The organism is Neptunicoccus cionae (genome assembly GCF_014643735.1).
Taxonomy (GTDB): domain Bacteria; phylum Pseudomonadota; class Alphaproteobacteria; order Rhodobacterales; family Rhodobacteraceae; genus Amylibacter; species Amylibacter cionae.
On the sequence record NZ_BMKA01000003.1, the window covers coordinates 218,231 to 237,278 of the forward strand.

General features: G+C 57.8%; 19 protein-coding genes. 1 reads left to right on the forward strand and 18 read right to left on the reverse strand.

Going from position 1 to position 19,048, the window contains the following annotated elements; all coding sequences use genetic code 11:
- Positions 1-3: 3 nt before the first annotated feature.
- From IEX10_RS11910 to IEX10_RS11955, 10 genes are all read right to left on the reverse strand, one after another.
- Complete coding sequence (locus IEX10_RS11910; protein WP_188675410.1) at positions 4-396, reverse strand: YNQ4 family lipoprotein; 393 nt, start codon at positions 394-396, stop codon at positions 4-6.
- Between the two features lie 3 nt (positions 397-399).
- Positions 400-2,418 (reverse strand): NADH-quinone oxidoreductase subunit NuoG, encoded by a 2,019-nt coding sequence (gene nuoG, locus IEX10_RS11915; protein WP_188675413.1) that lies wholly within the window; start codon positions 2,416-2,418, stop codon positions 400-402.
- 218 nt (positions 2,419-2,636) lie between these two features.
- Complete coding sequence (locus tag IEX10_RS11920; protein WP_188675417.1) at positions 2,637-3,035, reverse strand: DUF5333 domain-containing protein; 399 nt, start codon at positions 3,033-3,035, stop codon at positions 2,637-2,639.
- Between the two features lie 174 nt (positions 3,036-3,209).
- Positions 3,210-4,505, reverse strand: a complete 1,296-nt coding sequence (nuoF, locus tag IEX10_RS11925) for an NADH-quinone oxidoreductase subunit NuoF (RefSeq protein ID WP_188675420.1) — start codon at positions 4,503-4,505, stop codon at positions 3,210-3,212.
- A gap of 3 nt (positions 4,506-4,508) precedes the next feature.
- Positions 4,509-4,733 (reverse strand): DUF5337 family protein, encoded by a 225-nt coding sequence (locus IEX10_RS11930; RefSeq protein WP_188675423.1) that lies wholly within the window; start codon positions 4,731-4,733, stop codon positions 4,509-4,511.
- Between the two features lie 84 nt (positions 4,734-4,817).
- Positions 4,818-6,002, reverse strand: coding sequence for an NADH-quinone oxidoreductase subunit E (locus IEX10_RS11935; protein WP_188675426.1), 1,185 nt, complete (start codon positions 6,000-6,002; stop codon positions 4,818-4,820).
- The gene (locus IEX10_RS11940; protein ID WP_188676414.1) at positions 6,002-7,213 is read right to left on the reverse strand and encodes an NADH-quinone oxidoreductase subunit D; all 1,212 of its coding nucleotides are present in this window, start codon (positions 7,211-7,213) and stop codon (positions 6,002-6,004) included. The genes IEX10_RS11935 and IEX10_RS11940 overlap by 1 nt, the downstream gene beginning before the upstream one ends.
- The gene (locus IEX10_RS11945; protein ID WP_188675428.1) at positions 7,213-7,827 is read right to left on the reverse strand and encodes an NADH-quinone oxidoreductase subunit C; all 615 of its coding nucleotides are present in this window, start codon (positions 7,825-7,827) and stop codon (positions 7,213-7,215) included. Before IEX10_RS11945 ends, IEX10_RS11940 begins: the two co-directional genes overlap by 1 nt.
- A gap of 22 nt (positions 7,828-7,849) precedes the next feature.
- Positions 7,850-8,383 (reverse strand): NuoB/complex I 20 kDa subunit family protein, encoded by a 534-nt coding sequence (locus IEX10_RS11950; RefSeq protein ID WP_069299717.1) that lies wholly within the window; start codon positions 8,381-8,383, stop codon positions 7,850-7,852.
- Complete coding sequence (locus tag IEX10_RS11955; RefSeq protein ID WP_188675430.1) at positions 8,374-8,739, reverse strand: NADH-quinone oxidoreductase subunit A; 366 nt, start codon at positions 8,737-8,739, stop codon at positions 8,374-8,376. The genes IEX10_RS11950 and IEX10_RS11955 overlap by 10 nt, the downstream gene beginning before the upstream one ends.
- A gap of 224 nt (positions 8,740-8,963) precedes the next feature.
- Here IEX10_RS11955 and IEX10_RS11960 point away from each other — a divergent pair, with 224 nt between their 5' ends.
- The gene (locus IEX10_RS11960) at positions 8,964-9,845 is read left to right on the forward strand and encodes a sulfotransferase (RefSeq protein WP_188675433.1); all 882 of its coding nucleotides are present in this window, start codon (positions 8,964-8,966) and stop codon (positions 9,843-9,845) included.
- A 34-nt stretch (positions 9,846-9,879) separates the two neighbouring features.
- Here IEX10_RS11960 and IEX10_RS11965 read toward each other — a convergent pair whose 3' ends face one another.
- The 8 genes from IEX10_RS11965 to IEX10_RS12000 form a co-directional block, all read right to left on the reverse strand.
- A complete protein-coding gene (locus IEX10_RS11965; protein WP_188675436.1) occupies positions 9,880-10,662 on the reverse strand; it encodes a crotonase/enoyl-CoA hydratase family protein in 783 nt (260 codons plus the stop codon).
- A 1-nt stretch (position 10,663) separates the two neighbouring features.
- Complete coding sequence (locus IEX10_RS11970) at positions 10,664-11,515, reverse strand: hydroxymethylglutaryl-CoA lyase (protein WP_188675439.1); 852 nt, start codon at positions 11,513-11,515, stop codon at positions 10,664-10,666.
- Positions 11,512-13,461 carry an acetyl/propionyl/methylcrotonyl-CoA carboxylase subunit alpha gene (locus tag IEX10_RS11975; protein WP_188675442.1) on the reverse strand — a complete coding sequence of 650 codons (1,950 nt, stop codon included), beginning with the start codon at positions 13,459-13,461 and terminating at the stop codon, positions 11,512-11,514. Before IEX10_RS11975 ends, IEX10_RS11970 begins: the two co-directional genes overlap by 4 nt.
- Positions 13,462-13,558: 97 nt before the next feature.
- Positions 13,559-15,121, reverse strand: a complete 1,563-nt coding sequence (locus IEX10_RS11980; RefSeq protein ID WP_188675445.1) for a carboxyl transferase domain-containing protein — start codon at positions 15,119-15,121, stop codon at positions 13,559-13,561.
- Positions 15,121-15,930, reverse strand: coding sequence for an EcsC family protein (locus IEX10_RS11985; protein ID WP_188675448.1), 810 nt, complete (start codon positions 15,928-15,930; stop codon positions 15,121-15,123). The genes IEX10_RS11980 and IEX10_RS11985 overlap by 1 nt, the downstream gene beginning before the upstream one ends.
- 1 nt (position 15,931) lies before the next feature.
- On the reverse strand, positions 15,932-16,423 hold the full coding sequence (locus IEX10_RS11990; RefSeq protein WP_188675451.1) for a hypothetical protein: 492 nt from the start codon (positions 16,421-16,423) through the stop codon (positions 15,932-15,934).
- Positions 16,423-17,589: an isovaleryl-CoA dehydrogenase gene (locus IEX10_RS11995; RefSeq protein WP_188675454.1), complete on the reverse strand. Its 1,167-nt coding sequence runs from the start codon at positions 17,587-17,589 to the stop codon at positions 16,423-16,425. The genes IEX10_RS11990 and IEX10_RS11995 overlap by 1 nt, the downstream gene beginning before the upstream one ends.
- 194 nt (positions 17,590-17,783) lie before the next feature.
- Entirely contained in the window at positions 17,784-18,983 is a 1,200-nt protein-coding gene (locus tag IEX10_RS12000; protein ID WP_188675457.1) for a DegT/DnrJ/EryC1/StrS family aminotransferase, read from the reverse strand.
- Positions 18,984-19,048 lie beyond the last annotated feature (65 nt).

The following is a 19,048-nucleotide window of genomic DNA, read 5'->3' on the forward strand; positions in this document are numbered from 1 at the left end:
CTCTTAAACCATCGGAATGTTGTTAGCTCGGCAGTCGGCTGCCGTAACTTCTGCATCTATAACGTAACGACCGCCCGGGTGGGCGGATGACAGGGTATAAACCCCCTGCCCGATCCAGTTGCCGCGCTGATGGTCCACATCATTGCGCACCCTGCGGGCGAACCCGCTGCCGCGGATCAACGCATATTGTGCCGCAACGCAATCGGTGAACGCCAGAACATCTTTGTCCGACGCCGCACCACGCATGTTTACATCAAAGCTGACCAGATCGCCTTCCAGCAGTTTGGTCTGAACTGTCCCGTATTCCGGCACGATATCACTCTCCACAGCCGGAGTCTCTCCGGTTGTGCAGGCAGCCAGAGCCGCGCAAGTGGATATGAGCAGTGCCGCTTTCACCCGTTACTCCGCCGCCAGCTTGCCAGCACGCCGTGCTGCTGCATTGGCGGTAAGTTCGGCCATCACCTGACTGGCGCGGGCGATCGGGTTGGTTTGATAATGCTCTGAAATCGCATTAACCAGCGCACCTTTGCCAAGCGCCTTGCCTGAAACAGCCTGCCAGTCGTTTTCAGGCACCTGATCAATTGCGCCAAGATGGGGAACTTCGCCCATCATCGCGGTGCGAAGCGCTGCAAGGCTGTCAAATGGCAGCGTGTGACCCAACTCTGCGGACAATGCCCGCAGGATCGCCCAGTTTTCCCGCGCATCGCCCGGTGCAAAACCGGCGCGCAGAGTCATTTGGGGGCGACCTTCGGTATTCACAAAGATGCCGCTTTCTTCGGTGTAGGCCGCACCCGGCAGGATCACATCAGCGCGGTGCGCCCCACGATCCCCATGACTGCCCTGATAGACCACGAACGGACCGGCTGCGATCTCGGTTTCATCAACGCCAAGGTTGAACACCACATCTGCACGCGAGACGAGAGCCTCTGGCCCCTCTTCGCTAGTGCAGCCCAGATCCATCGCACCCACGCGACCAGCGGCCGTGTGCAATACCATGAATTTGGAGTTGGTTTTCTCGGCCAGCGCCATAGCTGCTGCCAGAACATCCGCGCCATTGTCACCCTGCAAGGCACCCTGCCCGATGATGATAAGCGACGGCTTGTCCTGCACTTCTCCGTGGTCGCCATCCAGCAGACCCGCCAGATCCGACACATCCGTACCAGCGTGTGCATAGTCATAGGTCAGATCAACCGCTTCGCCCACCAGACCGATATCCGCACCGCGCATCCATGCCTTGCGCAGACGCGCGTTCAGCACAGGAGCTTCGGCCCGTGGATTGGTGCCGATCAGCTGGATCATCTCCGCGCTGTCGATATCTTCGATTGTACCGGTTCCAACATAGCCCGAACGGTTGCCCGCTGGCAGCTTGGCCCCATCAACACGGCAATCCACTTCACCGCCCATAGCAGTGATCAGGGATTTCAGCGCAAACGCAGCTTCCGTGCTAACCAGATCGCCGATCAGACCGGCAACGGATTTACCTTCAACAGCGGTCTTGATCGCGGCGAACGCCTCATCCCAAGTTGCAGGCTTCAGCTTACCATCAATCCGCACATACGGCCGGTCGAGACGCTGGCGGCGCAGACCATCCCACACAAAGCGGGATTTGTCAGACAGCCATTCTTCGTTCACACCATCATGGTTGCGCGGCAAAATACGCATCACTTCGCGACCTTTGGTGTCCACACGAATGTTAGAGCCAAGCGCATCCATCACATCGATGGTTTCGGTTTTCTTCAGCTCCCAAGGACGGGCGGTGAAGGCATACGGCTTGGACGTCAGCGCCCCAACGGGACACAGATCAATGATATTGCCCTGCAATTCCGAATCGAGCGTCTGGTTCAGGTAGCTTGTAATTTCGGCATCTTCGCCGCGACCGGTTTGGCCCATCTGGGTGATACCGGCAACTTCGCTAGTGAAACGCACGCAGCGGGTGCAGGAAATACAACGGGTCATCTGGGTATCGACAAGCGGGCCCAGATCCAAATCATCCACAGCACGCTTGGCTTCGCGGAAACGGGAGAAATCCACCCCGTAGGCCATTGCCTGATCCTGCAAGTCACACTCACCGCCCTGATCGCAAATCGGGCAATCGAGCGGGTGGTTGATCAACAGAAATTCCATGACCCCTTCGCGGGCCTTTTTAACCATGGGCGATTTGGTCTTCACCACAGGCGCCTGACCTTCCGGTCCGGGGCGCAAATCGCGCACCTGCATAGCACAGGAGGCCGCAGGTTTGGGCGGGCCGCCGACAACTTCGACAAGACACATACGGCAGTTGCCAGCGATGGTCAGTCTTTCGTGATAACAAAACCGGGGAATTTCGACGCCAGCTACTTCGCAGGCTTGGATCAGCGTCATCGCGCCATCCACTTCTACTTCGGTATCGTCGATGATGATTTTGCGCAAATCGGTCATGCCGCCTCCCAAATCGAGCGCGACGCGCTCTGGGCTTACTTTTGAGTAACAGCGGTCTAACACCGCCGTACTGCCAGATACCGCAGCTTGGCGCGGGCCTCAACCAAAGAAAAGCAATTTAGGGGGTAAAAAAGTCACAAAGTTCCATTTCAAAGCCATAGCAGCCCTGAAACGGAAACCCTTGCGAAAGCGGTCAAATATCCGAGTATTTAACTTGGTTAATTTTCGTAAAGCAGCGTGCCGATCGGACTGCCCTTGGCAATCTCCTTGCGCCCAAGCGCACACATGGACGCCTTGTCCTCAAGGCGCGCACCATTCGCTTTCAAATAGGCTTTGCCCCGCGCCTTCAGCCGGTTCTTTTCAGCGCGGCTGTCGACAAATGTCTCGATCTCATCTTTGGTGTAACCCATGTCCTGTGCCGATTTATGGATCGCACGAAGGCGCCCTATCCCCTTGAAGATACGACCGGAAATACTGTCACAGTTTTTGCGGATTTCATCAGCCAGCCCTACATAGAGCAATCCATCGTTGATCTGCTTTACCTCCCGCAAGGGAGGATTCGCCATAGCGGTTGTCGCCATCATGCCGGTCAGCACGGCGGTGAGTAGAATACGCATAATAGTCTCCTGTCTTGCCCGATGGATCGGGCCAATGCTCAGGCGAATAGATGGTGCGATGGGGGGTGTTATGCAATAACACGCCGTTCACAGCGTGTTACAGGGGCGAAATATTGCTTTCGCCAAGCGAAAAACGCGCCCCGATGTCCGGAGCGCGTGTCAAAAGCGTTTGTCTTATTCCGCAGCAACCGCGCTGACGCGGCCTGTGCGTTTGTGTTTGATGCGGTCCTCGATTTCATCGCGGAAGTGACGGATCAGGCCCTGAATTGGCCACGCCGCAGCATCGCCGAGCGCGCAGATTGTGTGTCCCTCGACCTGCTTGGTCACGTCCAGCAGCATGTCGATTTCCTCGACCTCTGCTTCTCCTTTGACCAGCCGATCCATGACCCGCATCATCCAGCCGGTGCCTTCACGGCACGGTGTGCACTGCCCGCAGGATTCGTGTTTGTAGAAGGCAGACAACCGCCAGATCGCTTTGATCACATCGGTGTTCTGATCCATCACGATCACCGCAGCCGTCCCAAGACCGGAACGTTGCTCCCGCAGCCAGTCAAAATCCATGATCGCTTCGTCGCACATGTCTTTTGGCAGCAGCGGCACAGACGCGCCCCCCGGAATAACTGCTTTCAGGTTGTCCCAACCGCCCCGAACGCCGCCGCAGTGACGGTCGATCAGCTCGCGCAGCGGTGTGGACATGGCGTCCTCCACCACACAAGGGTTGTTCACATGCCCGGAAAACGCAAACAGCTTGGTGCCCGCGTTGTTCGGACGGCCAAAGCCGGTGAACCATTCCGCACCACGGCGCAAGATGGTTGGCACTACAGCAATGGATTCCACGTTGTTCACAGTGGTCGGACAGCCATAAAGACCCGCGCCCGCAGGGAACGGTGGCTTCATGCGCGGCATGCCTTTTTTGCCTTCAAGGCTTTCAAGCAGCGCGGTTTCTTCGCCACAGATATAGGCACCCGCCCCGTGGGAAAGAAACAAATCGAAGTCCCAACCGGATTTTGCAGCGTTTTTGCCAAGCAAACCCGCATCATATGCTTCGTCGATGGCCGCTTGCAGGGCTTCGCGTTCGCGGATGAATTCACCACGGATATAGATGTAGCAAGTGTTCGCATTCATCGCGAAACTGGCGATCAGCGCACCTTCGATCAATGTGTGGGGATCATGGCGCATGATCTCGCGGTCTTTACAGGTGCCCGGCTCTGATTCATCGGCGTTGATCACCAGATAGGACGGACGACCATCGCTTTCTTTGGGCATGAAGGACCACTTCAGACCCGTCGGAAAGCCCGCCCCGCCCCGTCCGCGCAGGCCGGATTTCTTCATCTCGTCGATGATCCAGTCGCGGCCTTTCTTGATGATACTGGCCGTGCCATCCCAATGGCCACGCTGCTGCGCGCCTTTGAGCGTGCGCTCGTGCATACCGTAAATATTTGTAAAGATGCGGTCCTGATCAGCGAGCATCGTCTAATCCTTCATGTTCTGGCGTTTGCGCCAGGCTTGATACAAAACAACCAGCGCCCAGAAGAACGCGGCCAAAGCGGCGAAATCGAACAGAAACGCAAAGCGCGTCGGCAGTCCGATCATCCCGCCTATCCAACTGGCCCCCATCCATATCACCATCGTCACGATTATGACGATAGATGCGATCCGTATTTGCGCGGACGCCGGATCAGGTTGGTTTTTGGCCAATCGGTCTTCCTTTCATACTAGCAAAGCCGAACGACTTTACCACACCCGCCCTGACGGTCAGGTTTAAGCTGTTGTCTCCGACGGTTAGCTGTCGGAGCTTTTACCTTTGGTCCCTGCAAGCTCGCTCGCGTGGGCAATCCAGCCGTCCCGTTCGATCCGGCCTTTGAACTTCAAACGCGCATCGACCCAAGACACCTCTTCAGGGCCCCATTTGGCAATCTGGTCGAAGTGATAGAACCCCAAGTCGTTCAGAGTTGCCTCCAGCTTTGGCCCGACACCTTTGATCAGTTTCAGATCATCGGCCCCTGCCTTGCGCGGCGCTTTCAAAGTGCGTGGTTTCTTTTCCGCAACCTTGGCAACACCGGAGGAACTGGCCACAGCCGGTGCCTCTTCTTCAGCGGCTTTTGCAGCGGTTGTGACCTTGGGCTTGCCTTTGCTCCGCTCTGCTTCCGTCTCGGATTTGGTAGCGCCTTTGGGTGCGCTACTGGTGTGCTTGGGCGTTGCCGAAACACCGTCTTTTGCCGCAGGTTTGGCCTTTTTAGCTGTGGCTTTCTTTTTGCCACTGTCCAGCCAAGGCGTCAGGATCGGAACCTCGTCCCCCTGAATACGCTTCACCGTGTCACCAATATTTGTCGCGAGCCCGACAGAGGCGTTATGTTCCGCGCGACCCGCTTCATAGTCTTTCAGAACCGTCGCACCACCCAGAGGCTCCGCCGCGTAGCGACCGTTTTGGGGGCCAGGTGTCGGGACCTTACCGGCGGAAAACTCTTCGATGATCTCGGCAAACCGTTCGGTTGTCAGATCCTCGTAAAAGTCCTTACCGATTTGAACCATCGGCGCGTTGGCGCAGGCGCCCAGACATTCAACTTCTTCCCAGCTGAATTTGCCGTCCGCAGAAATCGCATGAGGTTGCGCTGCGATCTTTTCCTTACAGACGCCAATCAAATCTTCCGCGCCGCAGATCATGCAGGATGTGGTCCCGCAAACCTGAAAATGCGCAACGGAGCCAACAGGTTGCAGCTGAAACATAAAGTAAAAAGTCGCAACTTCCAGCACGCGGATATAGGCCATGCCCAGCATGTCAGCCACGGCTTCAAGCGCAGGTTGGGAAATCCAGCCCTCTTGCTCTTGAACCCGCCACAACAGTGGGATCACGGCGCTGGCCTGACGGCCTTCGGGGAATTTGGTCATCTGCGCTTCGGCCCATTTCTGGTTCAGGGGCGTGAAGGCAAAACTGTCGGGTTGTTCGTGGTGCAGACGGCGTAGCATTAGCGGTCAATCTCTCCGAAAACGATATCAAGTGTTCCGATAATGGCCGCAACATCAGCAAGTTGGTGGCCTTTGGATATGTGGTCCATAGCGGCAAGATGCAAATATCCTGGCGCTCGGATCTTGGCTTTGTAAGGTTTGTTGCTGCCATCTGAAACAAGGTAGACGCCGAACTCGCCCTTGGGCGCTTCAACACAGGCGTAAACCTCACCCTCGGGAACGTGGAACCCTTCGGTATACAGCTTGAAGTGGTGGATCAGCGCTTCCATCGAGGTTTTCATCTCCGCCCGTTTGGGTGGCGTGATCTTACCCCGTGCCAGAACATCGCCCGGCCCTTCGGCATTCAGCTTGTCGATACACTGGTGGATGATTTTGATGCTTTCCAGCATTTCCTGCATCCGGCAGAGGTAACGGTCATAACAGTCCCCGTTGGTCCCGACCGGAATCTGGAAATCCATCTCGTCGTAGCATTCGTAAGGCTGCGAACGGCGCAAATCCCACGCCATGCCAGAGCCACGCACCATCACACCAGAGAAACCCCAGTCGAGCGCCTCTTGCTGGCTGACAACGGCAATATCGACGTTCCGCTGTTTGAAAATACGGTTTTCGGTCAGCAGATTTTCGATGTCTTTCAAGATCGCCGGAAAGGCCGTGGCCCAAGTTCCGATGTCATCAATCAGATCTTGCGGCAGGTCCTGATGCACCCCACCAGGGCGGAAATAGGCGGCGTGCAAGCGCGCACCACAAGCCCGCTCGTAGAAGATCATCAGCTTTTCACGCTCTTCAAAACCCCAGAGCGGTGGCGTCAGTGCGCCAACATCCATCGCCTGAGTAGTCACGTTCATCAAGTGATTGAGAATACGACCAATTTCAGAGAATAGTACGCGGATCAGGCTGGCACGGCGGGGCACTTCAACCCCTGTCAGCTTTTCGATCGCCAGACACCAGGTGTGTTCCTGATTCATCGGCGCCACATAATCCAGCCGATCAAAATACGGCAGGTTTTGCAGGTAGGTCCGGCTTTCCATCAGCTTTTCGGTGCCACGGTGCAGCAGACCAACGTGAGGGTCGCAACGCTCTACAATCTCGCCGTCCAGCTCCAGCACCAGACGCAAAACGCCGTGGGCCGCAGGGTGCTGCGGTCCGAAGTTGATATTGAAATTCCGGATGCGCTGCTCGCCGGTTTGGGCGTCGTTAAAGGTGCCGTCCATCATTTCGCAGCCTCTTCTTTCTTCTCGTCACCGGGCAGGATGTATTCCGCACCCTCCCACGGGGACATGAAATCGAACTGGCGGTATTCCTGAACAAGGCTTACCGGTTCGTAAACAACCCGCTTCTCCACCTCGTCGTAACGCAGTTCGGTGTAGCCGGTTGTCGGGAAATCCTTGCGGAGCGGATAACCGCGGAAACCATAATCTGTCAGCAGGCGGCGCAGGTCCGGATGCCCCGAGAACATGATCCCGTACATATCAAACACTTCCCGTTCAAACCAGTCCGCCGAGGGGTGAACGGAGGTGATGGAAGGCACCACTTCGTCCACATGTACGGCCGCTTTCACGCGAATGCGCTGGTTCGTGTACATGGACAGAAAGTGGTAAACCACCTCAAACCGTTTGTCGCGACCGGGATAGTCCACTGCGGTGATATCCACCAACGTAGAGAACCGCGCGTTGCTTTCGGTTTTGATGAATTCCACAAAGTCCGGCAGGGAAGCGGCAGATACATGCACCACCAGCTCGCCGGTTTTGGTCACTTCGGTGGCCAGCACAGCATCGCTGCGGCCAGCGGCCAGTGCGGTGCCCAGTTCTGTAAGAGCCTCTGTCATAAGAGCGTCTTCCTTTCGCAGCTTAGCGAACGATTGTGCCGGTGCGGCGGATTTTGCGTTGCAGTTGCAGGATGCCATAAAGCAGTGCTTCTGCGGATGGCGGGCAACCTGGAACGTAAACATCAACCGGAACGATCCGGTCACAGCCCCGCACCACGGAATAACTATAGTGGTAATACCCGCCACCATTCGCACAGGACCCCATAGAGATCACATAGCGGGGTTCGGGCATCTGGTCGTAAACCTTGCGCAGCGCAGGTGCCATTTTGTTGGTCAGCGTACCTGCAACGATCATCAGATCAGACTGGCGGGGGGATGCGCGGGGCGCAGTGCCGAAGCGTTCCATATCATATCGCGGCATGGCGGTGTGCATCATTTCGACCGCGCAACAGGCCAGACCGAAAGTCATCCAGTGCAGCGACCCTGTGCGCGCCCAGTTGATGATGTCATCGGTCGAGGTTAGCAAGAACCCCTTGTCCTGCAATTCTTCATTCAGGGCGCGGGTAACGACCTCTTTATCCACACCAGCGGTGTTGGCAGTTGTGCTCACTCCCATTCCAGTGCTCCTTTTTTCCACTCATACGCAAAGCCGATTGTCAGGACGCCCAGGAACACCATCATCGACCAGAACCCCAGAACGCCAACATCCTTGAAAGAGGCGGCCCATGGGAAAAGGAAGGCAACTTCCAGATCAAAAATGATAAACAGGATGGACACCAGATAGAACCGGATATCGAATTTCATACGCGCATCGTCAAATGCGTTGAACCCGCATTCATAGGCCGAAGTCTTTTCGGCATCGGGGTTTCGGATGGCAATGATAAACGCCGCAAGGATCAGCACGAGTCCAAGGCCCGCAGCTATCCCCAGAAACACCAAAATCGGCAGGTATTCTCTGAGCAGGTCTTCCATAGGCGACTCCTTCGCGCAAATCTGGTTGTCGGCATCGATTAACTATCCCTGCCCTGAACCAAGGTCAACCAAGGGTCCGCCGGAATTGCGGCCTGAACCCAAAGAAAGTGCCGATTGTTCCGTCGCTTGTGCGGCCATACGGGGGCGGGATGAATTTGCCTTGTCCCCATCTTGGCGATTGCGTAGCCTTTTTGGCAAGTCTCCAGCAGGAAAAGAGCCCTAATTTGGCCGAAAAACTCGCAATTCTGAAAGGCCGCACCTTTTTTCTCGGTGTTGGCGCACAAAAAGCTGGCACGACGTGGCTGTCATTTTATCTGCGGGATCATCCGGAAGTGTATTTTTCTCCGATAAAGGAAATGCACTTCTGGGGGACGCGCACGCGCGACGACAAGTGGCCGATTTCCATGTTTCGTAAAAAGTTGAAGGCGCGAGAGGCTGAACTGCAGGCCAATCCCGACCTTCCCGCAAAAGGCGCTGTGGCGTTGCGGGACCGGATCAGGATGGGGCGCGATATTGGCGCATACCGCCGTTTTTTCCGCCGCCGTGTGAAAAACGAACAGGTTTTCGGAGAGATCACACCGGCCTATTGCGCTTTGGATCGGGACGAACTGGAACTGATCCGGCGGGAGTATCCGTCCACCAAGATTATATTCCTGCTGCGCAATCCCGCCGACAGGTTGTGGTCGCAAATGCGGTTTTCAGAGAAGTTTGAAACGCTGGAGCAGCTCGAAGCCAAAATCGACGGCGTGTTTGAGAGGCCACTTTACCGCGAGCGCTATGATTATGTGACGGCAATGCGCAATCTTCGGGCGGTATTTCCGGCAGAAAACCTGCATTTCGATTTCTACGAAAACTTGTTCACACAAGATGCAATTGACCGGCTCTGCCATTTCTTGGGGATTACGCCGCTCCCTGGGGAATTTGAACGGTCCCGCAATGTATCGGTCAAGATGCCTCTCGGCCCTGAACAGCGCCGCAAGATGATTCACGAGCTGTCCCATCAATACACCTATATGCGCGACCTTTACGCAGGCGCCCTTCCCACCAGTTGGCTGGCCGATCTGGAAATTCTGGAAACTGCGCCAGACATCGCCTCCGAACGGTGAGGCCGAGGTCAGGTTTCAACGCAGCGCAACCGGATCAGCTGGCCCAAGGTGCTTTCTCTTTGGCGAAGAAGGCGTTGATCCCGTCTGTGGCCTCGGAATCCTCCCAAGCTTCTACCAGCGCCTTGATGCTGTCTTCTACCTGCGCCTGACTTATCTCACCGCCCTGCCCGCGGATCAATCGTTTGGTTTTCTCAACCGCGCGGGGTGCAACGGAGAAGTAGGGTTTCACTTCAGCCTCAATCGCGGTGTCCAGTGCGTCTGCGTCAACCACACGGGCCAGCAGGCCGAGTTCTTGTGCCTCGGCACTTTCAAACAGTCGCGCTGACATCATCACGCGCCGCGCCATAGGTTCGCCCATGCGTTTGATCACATAAGGCGAGATTGTCGCCGGAATCAGACCCAGACGTGTTTCCGTCAGCCCGAACTTCACATCAGGCACACCGATTGCGATGTCACAGACCGACATCATCCCGATGCCCCCGCCAAAGGCCTGCCCTTGCACCCGACCGATCAACGGTTTGGGCAGCGTATTCAGCGCGCCGAGCATACCTGCCAGTTCCCGCGCACCCGCCGCCCGCTGCTCTGCGGTTGCGGCCATTTGTTCCTTCATCCAGCCAAGATCGCCACCGGCACAAAAACTGCGCCCTTCTGCGGCCAGAACCACCACGCGGGTGTTGGTGTCCTGCCCGATCCGTTCCGCCGCCTGCGTCAACTCGCGGATCATCTGCGCGTTCATCGCGTTATGTTTGTCCGCCCGTGCCAGCGTCAGTGTCGTCACACCACGGGAATCAGTATTCAGGGAAATAGTTTCAAACACGTTAAGTCCTCAAAGTTCGAGCAAATTCCGCCGCCTTGGCCAGTGCATCAAGATCTAGGCCTGTATCATATCCGGCATCGTTCAACACTGCTGCAACCGCCTCTGTGGCGACATTACCGGATGCGCCGGGTGCATAAGGGCACCCCCCCAAACCACCAGCCGAAGCGTCGAACACCATGACCCCCAGCTCCAGCGAGGCGCGGATGTTGTCCAGCGCCCTGCCTGCCGTATCATGGTAATGTCCGGCGAGCTGTCCGGTTGAAACCTCTGCCAAAACCGCCTTTAACATCGTTGTAATGGTCTCGGGCGTGGCCTGACCGATGGTATCGCCAAGGCTGATTTCATAGCAGCCCAGATCCCCCAGCAATCGCGCGACTTCGGCGACTTTCTCCGGCGGGGTGGCGCCGTCAAAAGGACAATCGGTCACGCAGGAAATATACCCCCGCACCGGAAGCCCTGCCGCCTGCGCCGCCTCTGCCACCGGAACAAAGCGCTCAATGCTTTCAGCTACGGAACAATTGATATTGGCCTGACTGAACCCTTCTGACGCAGATGCGAAAATCGCGATTTCGTCTGCTTTGGCTGCGACCGCTCCGTCAAAGCCGCGCATATTCGGCGTCAGTGCGGCGTAGCGGCAGCCTGCCGCGCGGGTGATGCCAGCCAGCACATCTGCGCTGTCGGCCATTTGTGGCACCCATTTCGGGGAAACGAAGCTTGCGACTTCGATCCTTGAAAACCCGCAGACTGACAGCATATCCACCAGCTTCACCTTATCGGCGGTGGCGATCATGGTCTTTTCGTTTTGCAACCCATCGCGGGGGCCGACCTCGAATATTTCGGCGCGATTGCTCATGCGGCACCTTCTTCGGGGTCTTCCATACGGATCAGCAAGGCGCCGTCTGTCACCTGCCCGCCCGCGGACACGGGTACTTCGGCCACGATACCGTCAAACGGTGCGGTCATGCGGTGTTCCATCTTCATCGCCTCAAGGATCGCCAGCGTATCCCCTTTGGTCACACTATCACCCGCTGCGACCATTACCGCTTTCACAGTGCCGGGCATAGGAGCCAGAATTGTGCCTGCCCCCTGTTCATCGCTCGCACCCCGTTCCAACAGATTGCGCAGGGTGAAATGGTGGGTTTGCGCGCCAAACAGGCTGATCCCGCCAGCGTGGGCCACAACGCGGGTGTCCTGTTTCACGCCGTCCACACGCCAAACATCCCGTGTTTCAACCTCGAACACTTGACCATCCACAGTACAGTTTACTTTACCGTTGTCGGAGGCCCGTAGAACAACGTCCATCGACCCCGATTTATGGTCGAGCGGAACAGTCCGCGCCAGCGATTCCCAAAGGGTGAAGCCGCTTTGCGGCGCGATCCCATCCAGACCAGCCGCCTTAGCCGCAGCCACCGCCCACATTTGCGGCGTTGGGTCTTCCTCTGCCACCAATGCCTCCTGATCCCGCGCGATCAGGCCGGTATCCACACGTCCTGCTGCGAAATCTTCGTGCCGCGTCAACGCACCGAGAAAGGCAAGGTTCGTCACACAGCCCGCAACTTCGGTACGGGCCAGCGCCTGTTCCAACTTCCCGAGCGCCTGCGCACGGGTTGCGCCGTGAACCACCAGCTTGGCAATCATCGGATCGTAATGGGGCGTAATCGCATCCCCTGCCCGCACGCCGGTATCTGCCCGCGCCGTGGCTGGGAACGCCAGATGGGTCAGCGTTCCGATGGACGGCAGGAACCCCCGCGCGGCATCCTCGGCGTAAATCCGTGCCTCAAACGCCCAGCCGTTGATCGTCAGGTCGTCTTGTGTCTTTGGCAGCGGTTCGTTGCTTGCCACCCGCAGTTGCCATTCTACCAGATCCTGGCCGGTGATCGCCTCGGTCACGGGGTGTTCCACCTGCAAGCGGGTGTTCATCTCCATGAACCAGAAGCCGTCCTCGCGCAGCGGGCCGGAGCCGTCCACGATAAATTCGATGGTCCCCGCACCGGAATACCCAATCGCCTTGGCCGCACGTACCGCCGCCGCGCCCATTGCGTTGCGCACAGCTTCGGGCATATCGGGCGCTGGGGCTTCTTCGATCACCTTCTGGTGACGGCGCTGGAGCGAGCAATCCCGCTCATACAGATGCACCGCATTGCCGTGATTGTCGCCAAAGACCTGAATTTCAATGTGACGGGGGTTCTGGACAAATTTTTCCACCAATACATCCGAATTGCCAAAGGCGGTGGCCGCTTCGGAGCGGGCGGAGGACAGTTCATCAGCGAAATGCTTGGCCTCTTCGACCAGACGCATACCTTTGCCGCCGCCCCCTGCTACCGCTTTGATCAGAACCGGATAGCCGATGGACTCGGCCTGTTCTGCCAGAAACCCGTCATCCTGATTGTCACCATGATAGCCCGGAACCACCGGAACGCCTGCTTCTTCCATCAGCGCCTTGGCCGCATCTTTCAGCCCCATCGCCTTTATCGCCTCCGCGCTTGGGCCGATAAAGACCAGTCCCGCGTCCGCCAGTTTTTGCGCAAAATCGGGGTTTTCCGACAAGAATCCATACCCCGGATGCACCGCCTGTGCGCCGGTATCAAGGGCTGCCTGAATGATCGCATCGCCCCGCAGATAGCTTTGCGCCACAGGGGCTGGCCCCAGCCGCACGGCTTCGTCCGCCATTGCCACATGGCGCGCGGTGGCATCCGCATCGGAATAGACCGCCACAGTGGCGACGCCCATTTTGCGGCAGGTTTCCATCACACGGCAGGCAATCTCGCCCCGATTGGCTATGAGTATTTTGTTAAACATCCCGACAGGTCTCCGGTGTTTGCCCGCTACATCCGGCGCAGGCGATTTTTCTGGTCAGAGCGCAGGCAGACCCCGCGCCAAAATTCATTGCATCCAACTACATGCGGAAGACGCCAAAGCGGGTGTCCTCAATCGGTTTGTCGAGACAGGCCCGCAGAGACAGCGCCAGGACATCGCGGGATTTGCGCGGGTCGATCACCCCGTCATCCCACAACCGCGCCGAGGCATAGAGCGGGTGGCTTTGTTCCTCAAACATATCAAGGGTCGGCTTTTTGAAGGCCGCCTCTTCGTCTGCGCTCCAGCATTCGCCGCGCCGTTCCATGCCGTCCCGTTTGACGGTAGCAAGAACGCCAGCGGCCTGTTCGCCGCCCATGACGGAAATGCGGCTGTTGGGCCAGGACCACATGAAGCGCGGCGAATAGGCCCGCCCCGCCATACCGTAGTTGCCCGCCCCAAATGAACCACCGACCACCATGGTGATCTTGGGCACAGAGGTCGTCGCAACGGCAGTCACCAGTTTCGCGCCGTGACGTGCAATGCCTTCGGCTTCGGCCTTTTTCCCCACCATAAAGCCGGTGATGTTTTGGAGGAAGATCAGCGGCACCTTGCGCTGGGAGCACAGCTCTACAAAATGCGCACCCTTCTGCGCACTTTCGGAAAACAGGATGCCGTTGTTGGCGATAATCCCGCAGGGCATGCCTTCGATGTGGGCGAACCCGCAGATCAGCGTGGTGCCAAAGCGGGCTTTGAATTCGTCAAAGACCGAGCCGTCTACGATCCGCGCGATCACATCGCGGATGTCATAGGGGGTTTTGAGGTCCGCTGGCACCACATCCAGTATGGTTTCAGGATCAAACTGCGGCGCCACGGCGGGTTTTTCCGCAATGGTTGCCTTTACTGGCGGCGCAAGCGCCCCCACCGCCTGACGCGCAAGTGCGAGCGCATGGGCATCATCATCGGCCAAATAATCCGCAACACCGGACAAGCGGGTGTGAACATCACCGCCGCCCAGTTCTTCGGCGCTGATCACCTCGCCAGTTGCGGCCTTGACCAGTGGCGGACCAGCCAGAAAAATCGTGCCCTGCTCCTTCACGATAATCGACACATCGGACATGGCAGGCACATAGGCCCCGCCTGCGGTACAAGACCCCATCACAACCGCAATCTGCGCGATGCCCTTGGCGGACATATTCGCCTGATTGAAGAAGATGCGCCCGAAATGGTCTCGGTCGGGAAAGACTTCGTCCTGGTTGGGCAGATTTGCCCCGCCGCTGTCCACCAGATAAACGCACGGCAGGTGGTTTTCCTCGGCGATTTCCTGTGCGCGCAGGTGTTTTTTCACCGTCATCGGATAATAGGTGCCGCCCTTAACGGTGGCATCGTTGCACACCACCATGACCTGACGGCCCTGCACCTGACCAACACCGGCGATCACTCCGGCACAGGGCGCGGCACCGTCGTACATGTTGTGGGCGGCTGTTGCACCGATCTCCAGAAACGGCGAGCCGGGATCAAGCAGGTTCGCCACCCGCTCGCGCGGTAGCATCTTGCCACGGGACACATGACGCTCGCGGCTTTTCTCGCCACCGCCAAGGGCAGCGGCTTGTGCGGCCTGTGCAATCTGATCCAGCAGCGCCAGATGGGTTTCCTTGGCTTCCATTATACGGTGTCCTTACTGTTGTCTTGCGGCGCTGGCAGGAGTTTACGCTCCATCATCCAGCGCAGCGAATAGGCATAACGGGCCGCGCGGGCCACGTCGGTTTGAAAACTTGCGTTCACGGTTGCGCCGACCAGACCGCCGACCACAGGCACTACCTGCCCTGCCTTGCGTCCGGCAAGGGAAACGCCAAGCTGTCGGGCGATCCTGTCGACAACTTTCGCGCCAACCCAATCAAGCGAGCTGTCCATCGCCTTGCGCACAGCGGGATCAGACAGGACCTTCGCCGCCTTGTTGATCCGCTTTAAGGTTTCGTCGCGGTTGTCCGATGCGCCACTGCTGGCCACTTCCATAACCATCAGGCGAAAGGCGCGTTCTTCTTCGCTGTCATCGCTAAATCCATAGGCCGCACCCGTGGCGCGAACCGTGCGTGCCGCCAGTACCAGCGTGGCAGGCACATCCACGGCCAGTCCCGCCGCGCCCCAGACACCTGCTGCAAAACCCGACGAGGCATTCAACCCTTGCGCCCAACCCTGCACACGAATTGCGGCGGCAGAGCAGGCGGCAGGATCGCTGGTATCGTGATCCATCGCTGGCAATGTGAAACCGGCGGAAGCATCCGAGGCATCCACCGCCATGCGCACCCATTCCGGCTTGACGAACCGCCCGATCACCGGCCCCACCAGCGAGGTCGCCCATTCGGTGCCTTTGCCCAAACGGGTCGGGCGCTTTTCTTCATACGCCCGCTGCTGGGCAATAACCGTAGCAATCGCGTCCTTCAAAGGTTTAACGGTCGGGGGTTTGCCAGACATGCTATTTCTCCTGCACTATACAATAGGGGGAGGTAGAGTTTCCCTGCAAGCAACTGTCAAATTCGGTGGACAATCCGGCAAACTCGCTGATCTCACAGCCAAGCCGCGCCGCATCCGCGCTGATGTCGGCTTTTTCGGCAGCGACAGCGTTGCACTTATTGCCCACATAGCCAAACCACTGTCCCAAAAGATCGGTTAGCTGGCCAGACCCTTCGGCCGTTAGACGCTCGTTCAGGGTCAGGGTGGTTGCATCCAGATGCGCACGCCAGTCTGCTTTCTGTTCTGCCAGACAAGTCAGGTGATCCTCACCCCCGACGGGAAATGTCTCGCACGGGTAGAACAGCAGACGGCGACACTCAGGCCAGCTTGTCTGCCCCTGCTCCATCCCTGACAAGCAAGCCAAGACGCGGGTCTGCACCGAAGACTCCTGCGCTGCGGCAGGCAGGGCCGCCACAGACAAAAGGCAAACAGCTATGACCCGCGCGGATAGCATCAGGCTTCCTGCAGCTTCATCAGTTCGCGGCCGCACAGCATCCGGCGGATTTCCGACGTGCCTGCGCCGATTTCCATCAGTTTGGCATCGCGCATGATCCGGCTGAGCGGGCTGTCGTTCAGGAACCCCGCTCCGCCCATGGCCTGCACCCCTTGAGTCGCAACTTCCATCGCCTTTTCAGAGGCATATAGCACACAAGCCGCAGCATCCTGGCGGGTCACTTCACCACGATCACAAGCAGAGGCAACCGCATAGACATAGGCCCGCGCAGAGTTCATCGCCGTGTAAATATCCGCAATCTTACCCTGCATCAGTTGGAAGTTGCCGATGCTTTGGCCGAACTGCTTACGCTCCACCATATAGGGCATGATGTGGTCCAATACAGCGTGCATCGTCCCCACACCGATACCAGACAGAACCACCCGTTCGTAATCCAGACCGGACATCAATACGTTAACGCCCTTGCCCTCTTCGCCAAGAATATTCTCAAACGGCACTTCCACATCATCAAACACCAGTTCGGCTGTGTTGGACCCGCGCATCCCCAGTTTATCAAAATGGGCGCTGGTGGAAAATCCGGTCATTTCCTTTTCGATCAGGAAAGCAGTCATGCCTTTGGGGCCAGCGTCAGGATCGGTTTTGGCATAAACCACCAGCGTATCCGCATCCGGTCCGTTGGTGATCCAGTATTTCGTCCCGTTCAGCGTGTAATATCCGTTCTTCTTTTCCGCCTTCAGCTTCATGGACACAACGTCAGAGCCTGCCCCCGCTTCGGACATGGCCAGCGCACCCACATGTTCGCCAGAGATCAGGCCGGGGAGGTACTTTTTCTTTTGCTCCTCGGTTCCGTTCAGATGGATCTGGTTCACACACAGGTTGGAATGGGCGCCATAAGACAACGACACGCTGGCCGAAGCCCGCGCGATTTCTTCCACCGCGATGGTATGGGCGAGATACCCCATATCAACGCCGCCATATTCTTCCTTAACCGTGATGCCGAGCAGTCCGAGATCGCCCATCTCTTTCCACAGCTCCGCAGGAAACACATTCTTTTGGTCGATTTCCGCAGCCATCGGGGCAACCCGTTCCTGCGCCCAGCGGTGCACCATATCGCGCAGGGCTTCGATTTCCTCGCCACAGGCGAAATTCATTGAAGAGGTGAACATACGAACTCCCAGATCGTTGGCCGCCATCAGGTCGGCTTATTAATTGAACACTTGTTCACACAATAGGAGCGGTATCCCGTTTTGTCCAGTCAGAATAGAATGACCTGAGAGCCCCCTGCCCGTGGCGGGGGCGGAATTGGATATTTGACCCAAGAAGAGGCGGGTGTCGGGAAGGAGTTGTCGGGGAGCTCGGGCTAGCCAGCCTGATGCAGGATCCCGACTTCTTCGCGGATGATCTGTGCAATCAAATCACAATCTTCCAGAGAGAAGGTCAGCGGCAATCGCATGTCCATCAGCCCCGCAAGTATCCGGTCCGTCTGCGGCAGAGTCTGCGCCGCCACATATTGCCAACTGTCATGGCGCGAGGTGAACCCAACAGGCGTATCAGCCCCGAACCATTTCAGCTCCACCCCGCGCGCCGCCGTGCGCTTTTGCAGATCAATCATCTGCGTGGAGGTGAAGTCGGGGCAGAGGAACTGAAAGGACGACATCACATAGGATTCAGCCTCGGGCCGTTCGATCACTTTTACACCGGGGGTGTTGGCCAATCCTGCCTCAACCCGTTGATACCGCGCATTCCACGCCGCGCATTGGTCCGGCAGCTTGCGCAATTGGGGCCGCAGGATCGCGGCGCGCAGGTTGTCCATCCGCCCCGAACAGTTTGGCGTTTCCAGCTTGATCTGGGCGAATACCTCCGGCGGAGGTCCTGCCGTGTGCCGTTCAAACAGCATATAGGAGCCCGACAGCATGATTGCGCGGGCGGCAAGCTCGGCATCATCTGTCACCAGAAAGCCGCCCTCGCCCGAGTTCAGATGTTTAAAGGTTTGGGTGGAATAGCACCCTGCCACCCCGTGTCGGCCACTTGGAACCCCGTTCCACGCCGCCCCCATCGTATGGGCGCAATCCTCGACCACTTTAACGCCCGCACGGTCGCAAATCTGCATCAACGCGTCCATATCCACAATATGCCCGCGCATATGGCTCAGCATCAGGTAACGCGCGTTGGTCTGTGCAATCTTTGCTTTCAGATCGTCCAGGTCCATCACCAGATCATCCGTCACCTCGACAAAAACCGGCGTGCCGCCCGCATTTGCAATCGCGCCCGGCACAGGGGCGAGCGTGAAGGCGTTGGTCAACACCACATCCCCCGCCTGAACCCCTGCCGCGCGCAAGGCAGCGGCCAGCGCATAGCCCCCCGAGGCCACCGCCAGACAGTACTTCGCGCCAGTGAAAGCGGCAAATTCCTCCTCCAGAAGCGCGGTTTCGCCTTTTTCCCCGTCCGAGAGGTTATAGCGGTGCAACCGCCCGTGCCGCATCACTGCAACTGCGGCCTCTATGCTCTCTTCGGGGAGCGGTTCCTGCTGGGTGAAATTGCCGGTGAAAATCTGGGACATGTCAGCGCCTATCGTTGTTGGGTGCAACCAACAGGATCAGGCTGTAAAGATCAATGGCTTACGGC